The organism is Streptomyces sp. C (assembly GCF_000158895.1).
In the GTDB taxonomy this organism is placed as follows: Bacteria; Actinomycetota; Actinomycetes; order Streptomycetales; family Streptomycetaceae; genus Streptomyces; species Streptomyces racemochromogenes.
On sequence record NZ_GG657750.1, the window covers coordinates 2,634,760 to 2,650,848 of the forward strand.

Here is a 16,089-nt window from a genome sequence, read left to right on the forward strand (position 1 = left end):
CCCCGCGCAGCGGCGCACCAGCCGCACCCACCCGCACCGGCCCCGCCCCGCGGACCGACGGACGGAGTCCGGCGCAGCGGGCCGAAGCCGGTAAGGCCGCCAGCGGCCGCACCGCGCGAGGCGCGCGTCTAGTAAGGGTGCACGCCGACCGGGTGGGCCGGGGGTGGGCCGTAGCCCTCTGCCACGCGTTGGTGGTACGTGGGGCGGTCGATGACCTCCAGGCCGACGATCTCCCACGGCGGGAGCTGCGCCGTCGAGCGGTGTTCGCCCCACAGCCGCAGGGCGACGGCCGCCGCGTCGTGGAGGTCGCGGGCCTCCTCCCAGTACCGGATCTCCGCGTGGTCGTCGGCGTACCGGCTCGTCAGCAGGAAGGGGTGGTCGTGCGCGAGCTGCTCCAGCCCGCGCCGCACCTCGGACAGCGGCGCCGGCTTGCCGGAGACGCTGAGGGTGATGTGCCACAGGCGGGAGGTCTCGGCCTGTTCGTCCCCGCCGCCGCCCACGCTGGTCAGCGCTCGTCTCACCAGCCCGCCTCCTGTCTGCGCTACGCGTGTCCGCCCCACACAGTTGACCAGTCCCCGGCCCGCCGTGCGGCGGTTTTGCCGAACCTCAGCCCTGGAGCAGCACCAGATCGTCGCGGTGGACGACCTCCCGCTCGTACGCGGGTCCGAGCTCCCGCGCAAGCTCACGGGTGGAGCGGCCGAGGAGCTGCGGCAGTTCCTTGGCGTCGAAGTTGACCAGGCCCCGGGCGACGGCGCGGCCGTCGGCGGCGCGCAGCTCGACGGGGTCGCCGGCGCTGAAGTCGCCTTCGACGGCGGCGATGCCGGCGGCGAGCAGCGAGCTGCCGCGTTCGGTGACCGCCCGCACGGCGCCGTCGTCCAGGACCAGGTGCCCCTGCGGGGTGGAAGCGTGCTGGAGCCACAGCAGCCGGTCGGCGGAGCGGCGGCCGGTGGCGTGGAAGTGCGTACCGGTCTCGCGGCCTGCGAGGGCGTCGGCGGCGTGGCTGGCGGAGGTCAGGACCACCGGGATCCCTGCGGCGGCGGCGATCCGCGCGGCCTCGACCTTGGTGACCATGCCGCCGGTGCCGACGCCCGCCTTGCCGGCGCTGCCGATGGAGACGTGGGCGATGTCCTCGGGGCCGCGCACCTCTTCGATGCGGGTGGTGCCGGGCAGGGACGGGTCGCCGTCGTACAGCCCGTCGACGTCGGAGAGGAGGACGAGGAGGTCGGCGCGGACCAGGTGGGCCACGAGGGCCGCCAGCCGGTCGTTGTCGCCGAAGCGGATCTCGTCGGTGGCGACGGTGTCGTTCTCGTTGACGACCGGCAAGGCGCCCATGGCCAGGAGCTGGTCCAGGGTCCGGTAGGCGTTGCGGTAGTGGGCGCGCCGACTGGTGTCGTCGGTGGTCAGCAGGACCTGGCCGACGCGGATGCCGTAGCGGGCGAAGGAGGCGGTGTAGCGGGCGACGAGGAGGCCCTGGCCGACGCTGGCGGCGGCCTGCTGCCGGGCGAGGTCCTTGGGGCGGCGGGCCAGGCCGAGCGGGGAGAGGCCGGCGGCGATGGCTCCGGAGGAGACCAGGACGATCTCCTTCTCTCCGCCGCTGCGCGCCTTGGCGAGTACGTCGACCAGCGCGTCCACCCGGTCGGCGTCGAGCCCGCCCGCCGCGGTGGTCAGGGAGGAGGAGCCGACCTTGACCACGATCCTGCGGGCGTCCACGACACCTTGCCTAGCCGTTGACACGTCTTTCCCCTCACCACAGCACCCGATGGGCCACTGACCGACTGACCGACTGGCCCAATCTACGGGGTGGGGCGGCGGGCCCGCCCGCCGGTTTCAGACCGTGGACGAGGAGCGGTCCCGCGCCGGGTCCCCGGCGGCGGACGCGCCGGCCGCGGCGGTGGCCCCGGTGCCGGGGATGAGGATCTTGCGCGAGAGCAGGAAGGTGAACGGGATGGCGACGACGGCGGCGACCAGCGGCGCGACGCGGGTGTCCATTCCGGCCCAGCTGACCAGGGCGTAGAGCCCGGCGGACTGGATGACGTAGTTGGTGACGTTCGTCAGCGGGAAGAGGAGGAACTTCTTCCAGGTGGGCCGGGTGCGGTAGGTGAAGTAGGTGTTCATGAAGAACGACCCGATCATCGACAGCACGAAGGCGAGCGTGTAGGCGGCGAAGTAGGGCATCCACGGGTGCAGCAGCAGGTAGATGCCGAAGAAGGTGGCGGTGTTCACGCCGCCCACCAGGGCGAACCGCAGGACCTGGCCGAGCTGCTCGCGCCGGCTGTGCTCTCCCATCAGCGACTGCGCTCCGCGATCACGGCTTCGGAGATGCCGGGCATCCGCTCGGCGTCGGCGCCGTGGGCCTCCTTGACCAGGAAGTGCGGGCGGCGCTTGGTCTCGTAGTAGATGCGGCCGATGTACTCGCCGATCAGACCCAGCATGATCATCTGCATGCCGCCGATGCCGGCGATCATCGCGACGATCGTGACGTAACCGGGCGAGTCGATGCCGTTGGTGATCGCCATGACGGTGATCCACAACGCGTACAGGCCGGTCAGCGCGACCAGCGACACGCCGAGCCAGATGCCGAGGCGCAGCGGCTTGTTGTTGAAGGAGATCAGCCCGTCCATGCCGTAGTTCAGCAGGGACCCGAACTTCCACTTGGTCTCGCCCGCCTCGCGCTGGGCGTTCTGGTAGTCGAAGTGGACGGTGTCGAAGCCGATCCAGGAGAACAGGCCCTTGGAGAAGCGGTTGTACTCGGGGAGCGCGAGCAGGGCGTCGACGGCGGGCCGCGAGAGCATCCGGAAGTCGCCGACCCCGTCGGTGAGCTCGACGTCGACCCAGCGGTTGACCCCGCGGTAGTACAGGCGGCTGAGCGCGGAGCGGACCTTCTTGTCGCCCTCGCGGGTGCGCCGGGCGATGATCTGGTCGTGGCCCTGCCGGTAGTGCTCCAGCATGGTCGCGATCAGCTCCGGCGGGTGCTGGAGGTCGGCGTCCATGATGACCACGGCGTCGCCGGTGGCCTCGCGGAGCCCGGCGAGCATGCCCGCCTCCTTGCCGAAGTTGCGGCTGAAGGAGACGTAGCGGGTCCTGTCCCCGTGGTCCGCGGCGATCTTGCGGAGCTTCCCGAGGGTGCCGTCGCGGCTGCCGTCGTCGACGTAGCAGACCTCGTACTCGACGGGCAGGGCGTCCAGCACCCTGCGGATCTCGGCGTCGAACCGGTCGATGACGGCTTCTTCGTTGTAACAGGGGACAACTACCGACAGCTTGGTCATGAGCACTTCCTGCTGGCGTCCTAACGGGTGATTGTCGGCGACCGGACCCGCCACTCACCTCTTCCTTAGAAGTATGCACGCCGGCGGTCGGCCTGCCCGAGTCGCGTGCGGCACACGGTAGCTTTGACGGGATAAGCGGAATGGAACGAAAGGATCGAGGTGCACGTGCCTGACGTCTCCGTGGTCGTCATCGTCTACAACGACGCAGAGCGTCTGCCGGCGGCCGTCCAGTCGGTTCTGGACCAGACCCTGCACGGGGTCGAGGTCGTGATCGTGGACGACTGCAGCAAGGACCGTTCATACGCGGTCGCCCGGGAGCTGGAAGCGGCGAACCCGGGGCGGGTGCGCGCCTTCCAGCTGCCCGAGAACAGCGGCGGCTGCGGCGCCCCGCGCAACCACGGCATCAAGCAGGCCACCGGCACCTACGTCATGTTCCTGGACAGCGACGACGTCCTGGACCGCAACGCCTGCCGGAACATGCTGGCGGCCGCCGAGCGGACCGGATCCGACCTGGTCTCGGGCATGTGCGTGCGCGTGCACCTCGACAACCGGTGGGGCAAGACCACCGAGTGGTACCCGTGGATCTACTCCCGCACCCGGACCCTGGAGTCGATCACCGAGTACCCGGACCTGCTGGTCTACGACACCCTCTCCACGAACAAGTGCTACCGGCGCGCCTTCCTGCTGGAACAGGGCCTGGAGTTCCCGGTCGGCATCCACTACGAGGACCTGCTGTTCTCGGCGCAGGCCTACGTCGCCGCCCGCCGCATCACGCTGATCCCGAACCACGTCTACTACTGGAACGTGGTCGAGAAGGCCGCCGCCAAGTCGATCAGCAACCGGCGCCACGAGATCGCGAACTTCGTCCACCGGATGGAGATCCACCGCCGGGTCGACGAGCTGCTCGCGGCCAAGGGCCACACGGCCATCAAGACCGCGAAGGACGCCAAGTTCCTCAAGCACGACCTCGTGCTGCACCTGCGCGACCTGCCGCTGCTGGGCGACGCGTACCGCCAGGAGTTCGCGCGGCTCGCCAACGGCTACCTCGCCGGCATCGACCCGGCCGCGTACGAGAACGTCACCTACCTCCAGGCCATCTGCGCCTACCTGCTCGGCAAGGAGGACTGGAAGAACCTCCTCCCGGCCGCCGACGCGATGACCAACAAGGGCCGGCTGTCCTCCCCGCTCGCCGAACGCGACGGGCGGGTCTACTGGTGCGCCGAGCACCTCGACGACGCCGAGGGCCGCCGGATACTGGACGTCACCGCCCAGGGCTTCCACACGGCCCCGCTGACCTCCCTGGCCCTGGGCAACCGTCTGACCTCGTACGAGGACGACGGGCGCGGGACCGTCACCCTGTCCGGCAGCGTCGTGAACCCCCTGGGCCGCATCCAGGAGGACGCCGAGCTGAAGGCCTCCCTGGAGTTCCGGGCCCGTCGGCAGATCGGGGTCCGCTCCTTCAGCTTCCCGGTGGCAACCGTGCGCCACGCCGGTAACACGATCGAGTGGACCGCCACCGCCGACATCGGCAGCACCGTCCGCCCCCTCGGCATCATCGACGCCGTCTGGGACGTACGCCTGAAGCTGACGGCCGGCGGCGACAAGCTCACCACCCGCGTCTCGGTCGGCGGCGTCGACCTGGAGTCGGCGGCCCGGCTGCGGGTGCGCCCGCGCCTGACCCGGCTGGTCTCCGACCGCTTCGAACCCGAGGTGACCAAGAAGGGCAACCTCTCCTACGTCCTGACCGCCGAGGGCCCCGCCGCCGTGCGCACCCAGACGCTGCTCGGCAGCGCCATGCACGGCAAGGCCGCGGGCCTGGTCAAGAGGAGCCTGCGCCGGGCCCTGAAGGCCCGCCGCAACATCGGCTCCGGCGAACAGAAGGTGAAGGTCTACCACGAGGTCTTCTCGAAGCTGCCGGTCAAGAAGGGCACGGTCGTCTTCGAGAGCCACATGGGCAAGCAGTACAGCGACAGCCCCAAGGCGATCTACGAGGAGCTGGTCCGCCAGGGCGCCCCCTTCGAGGCGATCTGGTCCTACGCCGGCGCCAAGCCCACCGGCTTCCCCGAACAGGCCACCCTGGTCAAGCGCTGGAGCTGGCAGTACCTGCGGGCCCTGGCACAGGCCGAGTACTGGGTCGACAACCAGGGCTTCCCGCTGGCACTGACCAAGCGCCCCGGCACCACGTACATCCAGACCTGGCACGGCTCCGCCCTCAAGCGCATGGGCTTCCACGAACCCCGCACCAAGGCGCAGGGCAAGGTCGCGCAGGACCGCTTCCAGAAGGCCGTCGACCGCTTCGACCACTTCCTGATCCGCTCCGAGCACGACGTGCGCACCCTCGCCAAGGGCTTCCGGCTGCGCGACGAGGTGCTGCTGCGCACCGGCTACCCGCGCAACGACGCCCTGGTCGAGGCCCACCGCGCCGAGGCGCACAGCGGGGAGCGCGTGCGCGGCCCGCTCGCCGCCGAGCTGGGCATCGACCCGGACAAGCGGGTGCTGCTGTACGCGCCGACCTTCCGGGCGAGTGCCGACGGCACGGTGGAGGGCTTCGAGTTCCCCTTCGACGTGGAGGAGTTCGCGGACCGGCTCGGCGACCGCTTCACGCTGCTGGTGCGCACCCACTACCTCAACAGCGTCTCGCTGCCGCCGTCGGTCGCCGGCCGGGTGGTCGACGTCTCCCGGCACCACGACATCACCCCGCTGCTGGCGCTCGCCGACGGGCTGATCACCGACTACTCGTCCGTGATGTTCGACTACGCGGTGCTGGACCGGCCGATGCTGTTCTTCGCGTACGACTACGAGAAGTACTCCACCGACATCCGCGGCACCTACTTCGACCTGAAGGAGAAGGCGCCCGGCCCCGTGGTGGCCACGGCGGACGAGCTGATGCAGGCCGTCTCCGCCTTCGACGAGGCCGACGCCAAGTACGCGGAGGCCCGCCAGCGGTTCCTCGCCGAGTTCGGCGAATACGACCGCGGGGACGCGGCCCGCCGGATCGTAGAGAAGTTCTTCACCAGGAGCGGCAAGTGACCCAGCAGCCCCACGAGCCCGCGGCGCAGGGCGGCCGGGACGTCTTCATCGTCTCCAACAGCGTGGACGAGCTCGGCGGCGTGACCACCTGGTCCCACCAGATGGCCCGGCTCTTCACCGACCGCGGCCACCGGGTGCACATCGTCGGCATCGCCCCCGTCGCCGAGGAGATCCGCCAGCAGCTGCCGGAGGGCCTCCCGTACGAGATGACCACCCTGTACGCGACCCACCCGCCCCGGGCCCGCCGCCTGCGCGGCATCAAGGGCCGCCTCAACGCCCCGGAGCGGCGCCGGCAGGCGGCCCGCCGGGCGGGCATGCGCGCCAAGGCGGAGACGCTGAGCGCCCTGTTCCGGGCGGCCCGGCCCGGCGCCGTCGTCATCGTCACCCAGGTGTGGGCGATGGAGTGGGTGGCCCTCTCCGACACCAAGGGCCTGTCGGTCATCGGCATGAGCCACGAGTCCTTCGAGGCCAGCCAGACCTCCACCCGGGGCGCGCGGGTCCGCCGCTTCTACCCCGAGGTGGACCGGCTGCTGGTGCTCACCCCGGAGGACGCGGACCTGTGGATCCGGGCCGGCATGGAGAACGTCGCCAGCATGCCGAACCCGCTGCCGTTCATGCCGGACTCCCCCGCGCCGCGCACCGAGAAGGTCGTCGCGAGCGTCGGCCGCCTCGCCTTCGAGAAGGGCGTGGACCTGCTGCTCGACGCCTGGGCGGACGCGGCCCCGCGCCACCCCGACTGGACCCTGCGGATCTACGGCGCGGGCACCGAGGAGGCGATGCTGCGGGCGCACTGCACCTCGCTGGGCCTGGACGACTCCGTGGAGTGGATGGGCAGCACCGCCGACGTACTGGGCGCGCTGCGCGGGGCGTCCGTCTTCGCGCAGGCCTCCCGGGCCGAAGGCTTCCCGATCACCCTGCTGGAGGCGATGGCCGCGGGCCTGCCGGTGGCCGCCTTCGACTGCGCGCCGGGCGTACGGGAGATCGTGCGGCACGGCGAGGACGGGCTGCTGGCCCGCCTGGGCAACACGATGGAGCTGGCCGGACACCTGGACACCCTCATGTCGGACCGCGAGACGCGCGAGGCCCTCGGCGACGAGGCGTTCCGCCACGTGCGGCGCTACTCCCCCGAGGAGATCACCGACCGGTGGGAAGAGCTGTTCGCCTTCCTGGAGCGCTGACCGGCCGCTGACCGGCCGCTGCAGGCCCGCTCACGCGGAGAGCCGCCCGTCCCGGATCCGGTCCGGGGCGGGCGGCTCTTCCCGTACGGGGTGCTCAGACCGTGTGGACGTCCCGGTGGTGGTCCGGGTGGCCGGGCTTGCGGTTGGCCTCCCAGCCGGCCCACGCCGAGGTGATCATCTCGCGGACGTCGTGCCGCGCCTTCCAGCCCAGCTCGGAGGCGATCCGGTCGGCCGAGGCCACGACCTTCGCCGGGTCACCGGGGCGCCGCGGGGTGACGACCGGCGCGTAGGTGTGCCCGGTGCCCGCGTTCAGCAGCTCGACCATCTCCTTGACGGAGACGCCCTCACCGCGCCCGATGTTGACGGTGAGGTCCTTGTACTCCCCCGCCGCACCCCACTCGGCGAGCCGGCGGGCCGCCACCACGTGGGCGTCCGCGAGGTCCTCCACGTGGATGTAGTCGCGGATGCAGGTGCCGTCCGGGGTCGGGTAGTCGTCACCGAAGATACGGGCGCCCTCGCCGGCGTCGTAGCGCTCGAAGACCATCGGCACCAGGTTGAAGACCCCGGTGTCCGCGAGCTCGGGGGTCGCGGCGCCCGCCACGTTGAAGTACCGCAGGCAGGCGGTGGAGATGCCGTGCGCCTTGCCGGCGGCGCGGACCAGCCATTCGCCGGCCAGCTTCGTCTCCCCGTACGGGCTCAGCGGCTTGCACGGGGTCTCCTCGGTGACGGAGTCCACGTCGGGCATCCCGTACACGGAGGCGGAGGAGGAGAACAGGAAGTTGCGGATGCCCGCCGCCGCCACGGCCTCCAGCAGCACCGTGAGGCCCTGCACGTTCTCGCGGTAGTAGTACAGCGGCTTCTCCACGGACTCGCCGACCTGCTTCTTGCCCGCCAGGTGCACCACGCCGGTGATCTTGTGCTCGCGGATGGCCTCGTCCAGGGCGAGACGGTCCAGCACCGAAGCCGTCACCAGCGGGACGCCCTCCGGAACGCGGTCCTCCCGGCCCGTGGAGAGGTCGTCGAAGACCACGACCTTCTCCCCCGCGAGCAGCATCGCCCGGACGACGTGCGCGCCGATGTATCCGGCGCCACCGGTGATCAGAAATGTCATGCGTATCTCCCGAGCTCTAGCGTGACCTGCGCGTGCGGGCGCGGTCGAGGCGGTTGCGTACGAAGGTCAGCGCGCCCCCGGCACCGGGCGCGAGGCGCACGGCCAGCGCACCGGCGGCCGTGCGGTAGGGCTGCGCCAGCAGAACACCGTACCGGCTGCTGGGCAGGGCCCTGCGGCGGAGCAGACCGCCCAGGGGGCGCAGGGAGGTGTGCAGGGAGCTCCCGTCGGCGCAGCGCACACCCACCCGGACGTCCCACGCCTGCATCCCGCGCAGCCCCCGGCGGCGCCCCTCGGCGGCCAGCGCGGCCGGCCGGAACGGCACCTCGGCACTCCACCCGTCCCCGTCGGCGGCGGCCCGCAGCTCCACCGGCCCCAGCAGGACGGGGTCGCCCCCCGCCCGGGGCGGGAAGCTCAGCTGGACGGTCTGCGGACCGGCCGCGGCGAGCCGCCCGTACAGGTCGCGCACCCGCAGCCGGACGGCCCCCGCCCCGGCGGGCTCGGCGTCGACGGTGACGGGCAGCTCCGCCACCGGCAGGGCGTCGAGCCCGTCCAGCGGCACCGGCAGCTCGGCGCTCCACACCGGCGCCCCGGCCGCGTCACGCGCGTACGGGGGCAGCAGCCGGGCCGGCTCGGCGGCGAACCGCATCAGCCGCTCCACGTCCCCGGGCGGGGTCTCGGCGGCGGCCAGCACCCCGGCCGCCCAGCGGGCCCGGGCGGGCGCGGCGGCGACGTCGGAGGGGTCGAAGCCGGCCAGGTACGCGCGGGTCAGCGCCCACCAGGCGGCCCGGTACTCCGGGTCCGTGCCGAGCTCGCGCAGGTACATCCGCAGGTCGTAGTCGAGGAACTTCACCTGGCAGGCGCGGCCCAGCACCGGGGAGGCGGCGGCGAGGGTGCGGGAGGCCGTGCGGTGGGCCTCGACGCGGGAACGCCAGTTGCCGACGTCCTTGCGGTCCAGGGAGATCGACACCTGGGCGGCGCTGCGGCGCACGTGCCACACGTAGACGAGGTCGCCGACGACGGCGATCCGGGGCCCGGCCGCCAGGACGCGGGAGGTGAAGACGAAGTCCTCGTACACGAACCGGCCGTCGGGGAAGCGGATCCCGTGCTTCTCCAGGAAGGCGCGGTCGTACAGCTTGTTGACGCAGAGGGTGTCGCGGACCAGCTCGGGCCGGTCCGCCGGCCGCTCGATGACGTCGCCCGGCGTGTACAGGCCCGGCATCCAGGGCACCTCGCGGCCCTCCGGCAGCTCGCGGCGCACGCACGCGCCGACGGTGACGGGCGCCCGGTACTCCTCGGCGGCCCGCAGCAGCGCCTCGGCGGCACCCGGCGGCAGGACGTCGTCACTGTCGAGGAAGAGGACGTACGGGGAGGTCGCGGCGGCGATCCCGTCGTTGCGCGGGGTCCCGCAGCCGCCGCTGTTCTCCGTGCGGTGCAGGACCCGCAGGCGCGGGTGGGCCGCCGCCAGCTCGTCCAGCACGCCGGCGGTCCCGTCCGAGGAGGCGTCGTCCACCGCGATGACCTCGGCGACCACCGGGCCCTGGGCGAGGGCCGAGGAGACGGCCTCGCCCACGAGCCCGGCGTCGTTGTACGCGATCACCACCACCGAGACCGAGGGGCCCGCGGGGGTGTCACTGCTGGAATGGCTGCTGCTCACCCGCAGGATCCTAGGCGAACGGCGTAAAGCCGGCTTCAACACCGGCCCTCCGCCGCCCGCGCCCGGTCAGCCCGGCCAGCCCGGCCAGTCCGGCCAGCCCGGTCAGAAGGGACGGAACTCGTCGTACTCCTTCTGGGCGGAGTCGCCGCGCCGGGCCTCCTTCTCGTTGCGGCGCTGGGTCGCCGGACGCGGGGCGTCCAGGCGGTGGTCCTCACCGCGGCGGCCCAGCATCTCGGCGCCGGCCATCACGGTCGGCTCCCAGTCGAAGACGACCGCGTTCTCCTCGGAACCGATCGCGACGCCGTCGCCCGCCTTGGCACCGGCCTTCTTCAGCGCGTCCTCGACCCCGAGGCGGTTGAGCCGGTCGGCGAGGTAGCCGACGGCCTCGTCGTTGTTGAAGTCGGTCTGGCGCACCCAGCGCTCCGGCTTCTCGCCGCGCACGCGGTACACGTCCTCGACCTCGTCGTAGGTGACGGTGAAGCCGGCGTCGTCCACGGCCTTCGGGCGGATGACGATGCGGGTCGCCTCCTGCTTGGGCTTGCGGGCGCGGGCCTTGGCGACGACCTCGGCGAGGAAGTAGGAGAGCTCCTTCAGACCCGTACGGGCGACGGCGGAGACCTCGAACACCTTGTAGCCGCGGGCCTCCAGGTCCGGGCGGACCATGTCCGCGAGCTCCTGGCCGTCGGGGATGTCGACCTTGTTCAGGACGACGAGGCGCGGGCGCTTCTCCAGACCGCCGCCGTAGATCTTGAGCTCTTCCTCGATGACGTCGAGGTCGGCCACGGGGTCGCGGTCGGTCTCCAGGGTGGCCGTGTCCAGCACGTGCACGAGGACCGAGCAGCGCTCGACGTGGCGCAGGAACTCCAGGCCGAGGCCCTTGCCCTGGCTGGCGCCCGGGATCAGGCCCGGGACGTCGGCGATGGTGTAGACGGTCGAGCCGGCGGTGACCACGCCCAGGTTCGGGACGAGGGTGGTGAACGGGTAGTCCGCGATCTTCGGCTTGGCGGCGGAGAGCACCGAGATCAGCGAGGACTTGCCTGCGCTCGGGAAGCCGACCAGCGCCACGTCGGCGACGGTCTTCAGCTCCAGGACGATGTCGCCGCTGTCGCCGGGGACGCCGAGGAGGGCGAAGCCGGGCGCCTTGCGGCGGGCGGAGGAGAGCGCGGCGTTGCCGAGGCCGCCGCGGCCGCCCTCGGCGGCGACGTACGTGGTGCCCTGGCCGACGAGGTCGGCGAGGACGTTGCCCTGCTTGTCGAGGACGACGGTGCCGTCCGGCACGGGCAGGACCAGGTCCTGGCCGTCCTTGCCGGAGCGGTTGCCGCCCTCGCCGGGCTTGCCGTTGGTGGCCTTGCGGTGCGGGCTGTGGTGGTAGTCCAGCAGGGTGGTGATCGCCTGCTCCACCACCAGGATGACGTCACCGCCACGGCCGCCGTTGCCGCCGTCGGGGCCGCCGAGCGGCTTGAACTTCTCCCGGTGAACGGAGGCGCAGCCGTGGCCCCCGTTACCCGCGGCGACGTGCAGCTCGACGCGGTCCACGAAGGTGGTCATGGGTGTTCCTCCAGATACATACGGGAATGTCCCGGGCAGGCCTTGCTGCCCATTAAACGTGTCTATGTGACAACGCGCCGAGGGCGGACCTCTCTTCCCGGCGCGTGCCGGGAAGAGCTGAGATCCGCCCTCGGGGTGTTACGAACGCTTGTGATTCAGCAGGAGCTGGATCAGGCGGCCGGAACGATGTTGACGACCTTGCGGCCACGGTGCGTACCGAACTGCACCGCACCCGGCAGCAGCGCGAACAGCGTGTCGTCGCCACCGCGACCGACACCCGCACCCGGGTGGAAGTGGGTGCCGCGCTGGCGGACGAGGATCTCGCCGGCGGAGACGACCTGACCGCCGAAGCGCTTCACGCCGAGCCGCTGAGCGTTGGAATCGCGCCCGTTCCGGGTGGACGATGCGCCCTTCTTGTGTGCCATGTCTCAGTCCCTCTTACTTCGCAGCCGTGGGGATACCGGTGACCTTGATCGCCGTGTACTGCTGACGGTGACCCTGGCGACGGCGGTAGCCGGTCTTGTTCTTGTAGCGCAGGATGTCGATCTTGGCGCCCTTGGTGTGGTCCACGACCTCGGCCGTGACCTTGATCCCGGCCAGCACCCACGGGTCGCTGGTCACGGCGTCGCCGTCGACAACGAGCAGGGTCGAGAGCTCGACCGTGTCGCCAGCCTTGGCAGTGGAAATCTTGTCAACCTCAACGATGTCGCCGACAGCAACCTTGTGCTGGCGACCACCGCTGCGCACGATGGCGTACACGCGGATCTCTCTCTCACTCGGGACGGATGCTCCTGAAGCCAGCCACTCACACGGGCCGGGGCCCACGGTGATCCGGATTGGACGAGCGGCCTCTCCCGTGACCCGGCCGCTTGCGCGGTCGTGCGGGAGGAAGGTGCTCAGGAGCGCGACGCACACTGAACGGAAAATCGTCCAAGACACGCCGACGGTCTAGGTTACGGGGCTGGTTCCGGAGGGTCAAACCGGGCCCCGCAGCACCGTGGACCCCGCCCGGAGGCGGGGTCCACGGTCACGGAACGGATCAGGCCTCGGTCGGAGCCGTGACGGACGGAGCGCTCTGCTCCGCCGCCGCGGTCTTCTTCGTGGCCCGCTTCGCCGTGGTCTTCTTGGCCGTCGCCTTCTTCGCGACGGTCTTCTTGGCGGCCGCGGCCTTCTTGGCCGGAGCCTTCTTCGCCGTGGTGGCCGCCTTCTTGGCCGGAGCCTTGCGGGCGGCCTTCTTCGCGGGAGCCGGCGCCTCGGCCTCGGCCTCGGCGGCCGGCGCCTCGGCCGGGACGGCCTCCGCGACGGGCTCGGCGGCCGGGGTCTCGACGACCACGACGGCGGCCTCGGCCGCACCCGCGGGCGCGGTGGCCTTGCGGACGGCGCGACGGCGCGGACGGGCCGGGGCGGCCTCCACGACGGGCTCGGGCCGGGTCTCGGGCTCCACGACGGGCTCCTCGACCACGGGCACCGACACCGGCTCGGCGACGGGCTCGACGACGGCCTCCACGACCGGCTCCGGCTCGGCCACCGGCTCCTCGGCCACGACGGGCTCCGGCTCCGGGGCGGTCGCCTTGCGGGTCGCCCGGCGACGGGTACGGCCCTTCGGCGCGGCCTCCTCCACCGGCGCGACGGGGGCGGCCTCGACCGTCTCGGCGGCCTCCACGGCCTCGGCGACGACCTCGGCGGCCGGCTCCAGCACCGTGTCCGCGGGCTCGGTGACCGGCTCCGCCTCCACCACCGGGACCACCGGCGCGGGAGCGGCCGGCGCCGGGGCGGCGAACCGCTCCGCACCGCGCGGGGCACCCGCCGGAGCGGTCGCCTTGCGGGTGGCACGGCGACGGTTGCGACGCCCGCTGATGCCCGCCGCCGCCTCGGCCTCGGCCGGGCTGCTGTAGAGCTCCTCGTCCGGCACGAACGCCGGCTCCGGAAGGGCACGCGGCGCCGCGAGCTCCGCGGCCACCTCGGCCTCGGTCTCGGCCTCCAGCACCTCGGCCTCGACGGTCTCGACCGTCTCCAGCTCGTGCCCGTGCTCGTGCTCGTGCTCCACGGCACGGCCACCGCGGCGCTTGGCGCGCTTGCCGTTGCCACCGCCGCCGACCGCGGTCGGCGTCTCCATGTGCACGATCACACCGCGGCCGTTGCAGTGGACGCAGGTCTCGGAGAAGGACTCCAGCAGACCCTGGCCCACGCGCTTGCGGGTCATCTGCACCAGGCCCAGCGAGGTGACCTCGGCCACCTGGTGCTTCGTCCGGTCCCGGCCCAGGCACTCCAGCATGCGCCGCAGCACCAGGTCGCGGTTGGACTCCAGGACCATGTCGATGAAGTCGATGACGACGATGCCGCCCAGGTCGCGCAGCCGCAGCTGGCGCACGATCTCCTCGGCCGCCTCCAGGTTGTTCCTGGTGACGGTCTCCTCGAGGTTGCCGCCCTGACCGGTGAACTTGCCGGTGTTGACGTCGATGACGATCATCGCCTCGGTCTTGTCGATCACGAGGGAACCGCCCGAGGGCAGCCACACCTTGCGGTCGAGCGCCTTGGCGAGCTGCTCGTCGATCCGGTACGTCGCGAAGACGTCGACCTCGGACGTCCAGCGGGACAGCCGGTCGGCCAGGTCCGGGGCCACGTGGTTCACGTAGCCGTGGATGGTCTCCCACGCCTGGTCACCGCTGATGATGACCTTGGAGAAGTCCTCGTTGAAGATGTCGCGCACGACGCGGACCGTCATGTCCGGCTCGCCGTACAGCAGGCTCGGCGACGAGGTCGTGATCTGCTTCGACTTCTTCTGGATGTCCTCCCACTGCGCCTGCAGACGCTCGACGTCGCGGCGCAGCTCGTCCTCGCTCGCACCCTCGGCGGCGGTGCGCACGATGACGCCCGCGTCCTCGGGGACGATCTTCTTGAGGATGGTCTTCAGGCGCGCGCGCTCGGTGTCGGGCAGCTTGCGGCTGATACCGGTCATCGAGCCCTCGGGCACGTACACCAGGTAGCGGCCGGGCAGCGAGACCTGGCTGGTCAGACGGGCGCCCTTGTGGCCGATCGGGTCCTTGGTGACCTGCACCAGGACCGACTGGCCGGACTTCAGGGCGGACTCGATGCGGCGCGGCCCGTTGGCCATGCCGAGCGCCTCGAAGTTGACCTCACCGGCGTACAGGACGGCGTTGCGGCCCTTGCCGATGTCGATGAAGGCGGCCTCCATCGACGGCAGCACGTTCTGGACCTTGCCCAGGTAGACGTTGCCGACGTACGAGGTGGCCTCTTCCTTGTTGACGTAGTGCTCGACGAGCACGTTGTCCTCGAGGACGCCGATCTGGGTGCGCTCACCGGACTGGCGGACGACCATCACGCGCTCGACGGCCTCACGGCGGGCCAGGAACTCGGCCTCGGTGATGATCGGCACGCGGCGGCGGCCCTGCTCGCGGCCCTCGCGGCGGCGCTGCTTCTTCGCCTCCAGACGGGTCGAGCCCTTGATGGACTGCACCTCGTCGGACGGCTCGGCCTTCTCGCGCGCCGGGCGCGGCTCGCGGACCTTGAGCACGGTGCGGACACCGTCCTCCTCGCCCGCCTCGACCTCGACGGCACCGTCACCGCTGCGGCGGCGACGACGGCGACGACGACGGCTGGAGGGGGAACCGAGGGCCTCCTCGGCCTCCTCGGCCTCCTCGTCCTCTTCCTCCTGGTCGGCTTCCTGCGGCTCGGCCTCCTGCGCGGCGGCCTCGCCCTCGGTCTCCTCGTACCCGGACTCGTCCAGGTCGGCGGCCTCACCGCGACGGCGGCGACGGCCACCGCGACGGCGACGGCGCGAGGGGCGCTCGCCCGACTCGTCGGACTCGTCCTCGTCGAAGCCGTCGGCCTCGGCCTCCGGCTCCTCCTCGACGAGCTCCGGCTCGGCCGCGGGCACGGGCTCGGCGACGGCACCACGACGACGGCGACGGCGGCCGGCGGGCTGCGCGGCGGGGGCCTGGACCTCGGCGGCGGCCTCGGCCTCTTCTTCCTCGTCCTCGGCCTCCTCCGCCGTAGCGGCGGCGGCAGCGGCCGCGGCGGCCATGGCCGCGGTCTCCGGGGTCTGGAACATCGGCTCGGCGAAGACCGGGGCCTGGAAGACGGCCACGGCCGGACGCGCGGCACGGCGCGCGGCGCGGTTCGGGGCGGCGGGCGCCTCCTGCTCGGCGGCCGCCGGAGCGGGCTGCGCGGCGGCGGGGGCGGCCGGGGCGGAGGCGCGGGTGGCGCGGCGGCGGCCGCGCTTGGGGGCGTCCACGGCGTCGGCGACGGTGACGGCGCAGGGTGGCGGCGCGGGTGGCGGCC

The 16,089-nt window shown here is 72.1% G+C and carries 12 protein-coding genes; 2 read left to right on the forward strand and 10 right to left on the reverse strand.

Annotated features, from left to right (window positions below; genetic code table 11):
• Positions 1 to 128: 128 nt before the first annotated feature.
• The 4 genes from SSNG_RS11685 to SSNG_RS11700 all read right to left on the reverse strand — a co-directional run bounded on the left by SSNG_RS11685 (position 129) and on the right by SSNG_RS11700 (position 3,266).
• Positions 129 to 521, reverse strand: a complete 393-nt coding sequence (locus SSNG_RS11685; protein WP_347232444.1) for a hypothetical protein — start codon at positions 519 to 521, stop codon at positions 129 to 131.
• 85 nt (positions 522 to 606) lie between these two features.
• The gene (gene proB, locus SSNG_RS11690) at positions 607 to 1,734 is read right to left on the reverse strand and encodes a glutamate 5-kinase (RefSeq protein ID WP_007264030.1); all 1,128 of its coding nucleotides are present in this window, start codon (positions 1,732 to 1,734) and stop codon (positions 607 to 609) included.
• 93 nt (positions 1,735 to 1,827) lie between these two features.
• Positions 1,828 to 2,286 carry a GtrA family protein gene (locus tag SSNG_RS11695; protein WP_007264031.1) on the reverse strand — a complete coding sequence of 153 codons (459 nt, stop codon included), beginning with the start codon at positions 2,284 to 2,286 and terminating at the stop codon, positions 1,828 to 1,830.
• Positions 2,286 to 3,266, reverse strand: a complete 981-nt coding sequence (locus SSNG_RS11700; protein WP_042800887.1) for a glycosyltransferase family 2 protein — start codon at positions 3,264 to 3,266, stop codon at positions 2,286 to 2,288. Before SSNG_RS11700 ends, SSNG_RS11695 begins: the two co-directional genes overlap by 1 nt.
• Positions 3,267 to 3,425: 159 nt before the next feature.
• Between SSNG_RS11700 and SSNG_RS11705 the strand changes: the two genes are divergently transcribed.
• The gene (locus SSNG_RS11705) at positions 3,426 to 6,296 is read left to right on the forward strand and encodes a bifunctional glycosyltransferase family 2 protein/CDP-glycerol:glycerophosphate glycerophosphotransferase (protein ID WP_007264033.1); all 2,871 of its coding nucleotides are present in this window, start codon (positions 3,426 to 3,428) and stop codon (positions 6,294 to 6,296) included.
• Complete coding sequence (locus SSNG_RS11710) at positions 6,293 to 7,474, forward strand: glycosyltransferase (protein ID WP_007264034.1); 1,182 nt, start codon at positions 6,293 to 6,295, stop codon at positions 7,472 to 7,474. The genes SSNG_RS11705 and SSNG_RS11710 overlap by 4 nt, the downstream gene beginning before the upstream one ends.
• A 94-nt stretch (positions 7,475 to 7,568) precedes the next feature.
• Here SSNG_RS11710 and galE read toward each other — a convergent pair whose 3' ends face one another.
• The 6 genes from galE to SSNG_RS11740 all read right to left on the reverse strand — a co-directional run.
• Positions 7,569 to 8,585: a UDP-glucose 4-epimerase GalE gene (gene galE / locus SSNG_RS11715; RefSeq protein WP_007264035.1), complete on the reverse strand. Its 1,017-nt coding sequence runs from the start codon at positions 8,583 to 8,585 to the stop codon at positions 7,569 to 7,571.
• A gap of 16 nt (positions 8,586 to 8,601) precedes the next feature.
• Entirely contained in the window at positions 8,602 to 10,239 is a 1,638-nt protein-coding gene (locus tag SSNG_RS11720) for a glycosyltransferase family 2 protein (RefSeq protein ID WP_007264036.1), read from the reverse strand.
• A 102-nt stretch (positions 10,240 to 10,341) separates the two neighbouring features.
• A complete protein-coding gene (gene obgE, locus SSNG_RS11725; RefSeq protein WP_007264037.1) occupies positions 10,342 to 11,787 on the reverse strand; it encodes a GTPase ObgE in 1,446 nt (481 codons plus the stop codon).
• 170 nt (positions 11,788 to 11,957) lie between these two features.
• The gene (gene rpmA / locus SSNG_RS11730) at positions 11,958 to 12,212 is read right to left on the reverse strand and encodes a 50S ribosomal protein L27 (RefSeq protein WP_007264038.1); all 255 of its coding nucleotides are present in this window, start codon (positions 12,210 to 12,212) and stop codon (positions 11,958 to 11,960) included.
• 13 nt (positions 12,213 to 12,225) lie between these two features.
• Positions 12,226 to 12,546 (reverse strand): 50S ribosomal protein L21, encoded by a 321-nt coding sequence (gene rplU / locus SSNG_RS11735; RefSeq protein ID WP_007264039.1) that lies wholly within the window; start codon positions 12,544 to 12,546, stop codon positions 12,226 to 12,228.
• Between the two features lie 280 nt (positions 12,547 to 12,826).
• A partial coding sequence (locus tag SSNG_RS11740) for an Rne/Rng family ribonuclease (RefSeq protein WP_063749883.1) occupies positions 12,827 to 16,089 on the reverse strand: 3,263 nt, incomplete at its 5' end.

Excerpts from the sequence above, each read along its gene's own strand:
- galE (WP_007264035.1), bottom strand. The coding sequence starts at position 8,585 with ATGACATTTCTGATCACCGGTGGCGCCGGATACATCGGCGCGCACGTC.
- obgE (WP_007264037.1), bottom strand. The coding sequence starts at position 11,787 with ATGACCACCTTCGTGGACCGCGTCGAGCTGCACGTCGCCGCGGGTAAC.
- SSNG_RS11695 (WP_007264031.1), bottom strand. The coding sequence starts at position 2,286 with ATGGGAGAGCACAGCCGGCGCGAGCAGCTCGGCCAGGTCCTGCGGTTC.
- rpmA (WP_007264038.1), bottom strand. The coding sequence starts at position 12,212 with ATGGCACACAAGAAGGGCGCATCGTCCACCCGGAACGGGCGCGATTCC.
- SSNG_RS11700 (WP_042800887.1), bottom strand. The coding sequence starts at position 3,266 with ATGACCAAGCTGTCGGTAGTTGTCCCCTGTTACAACGAAGAAGCCGTC.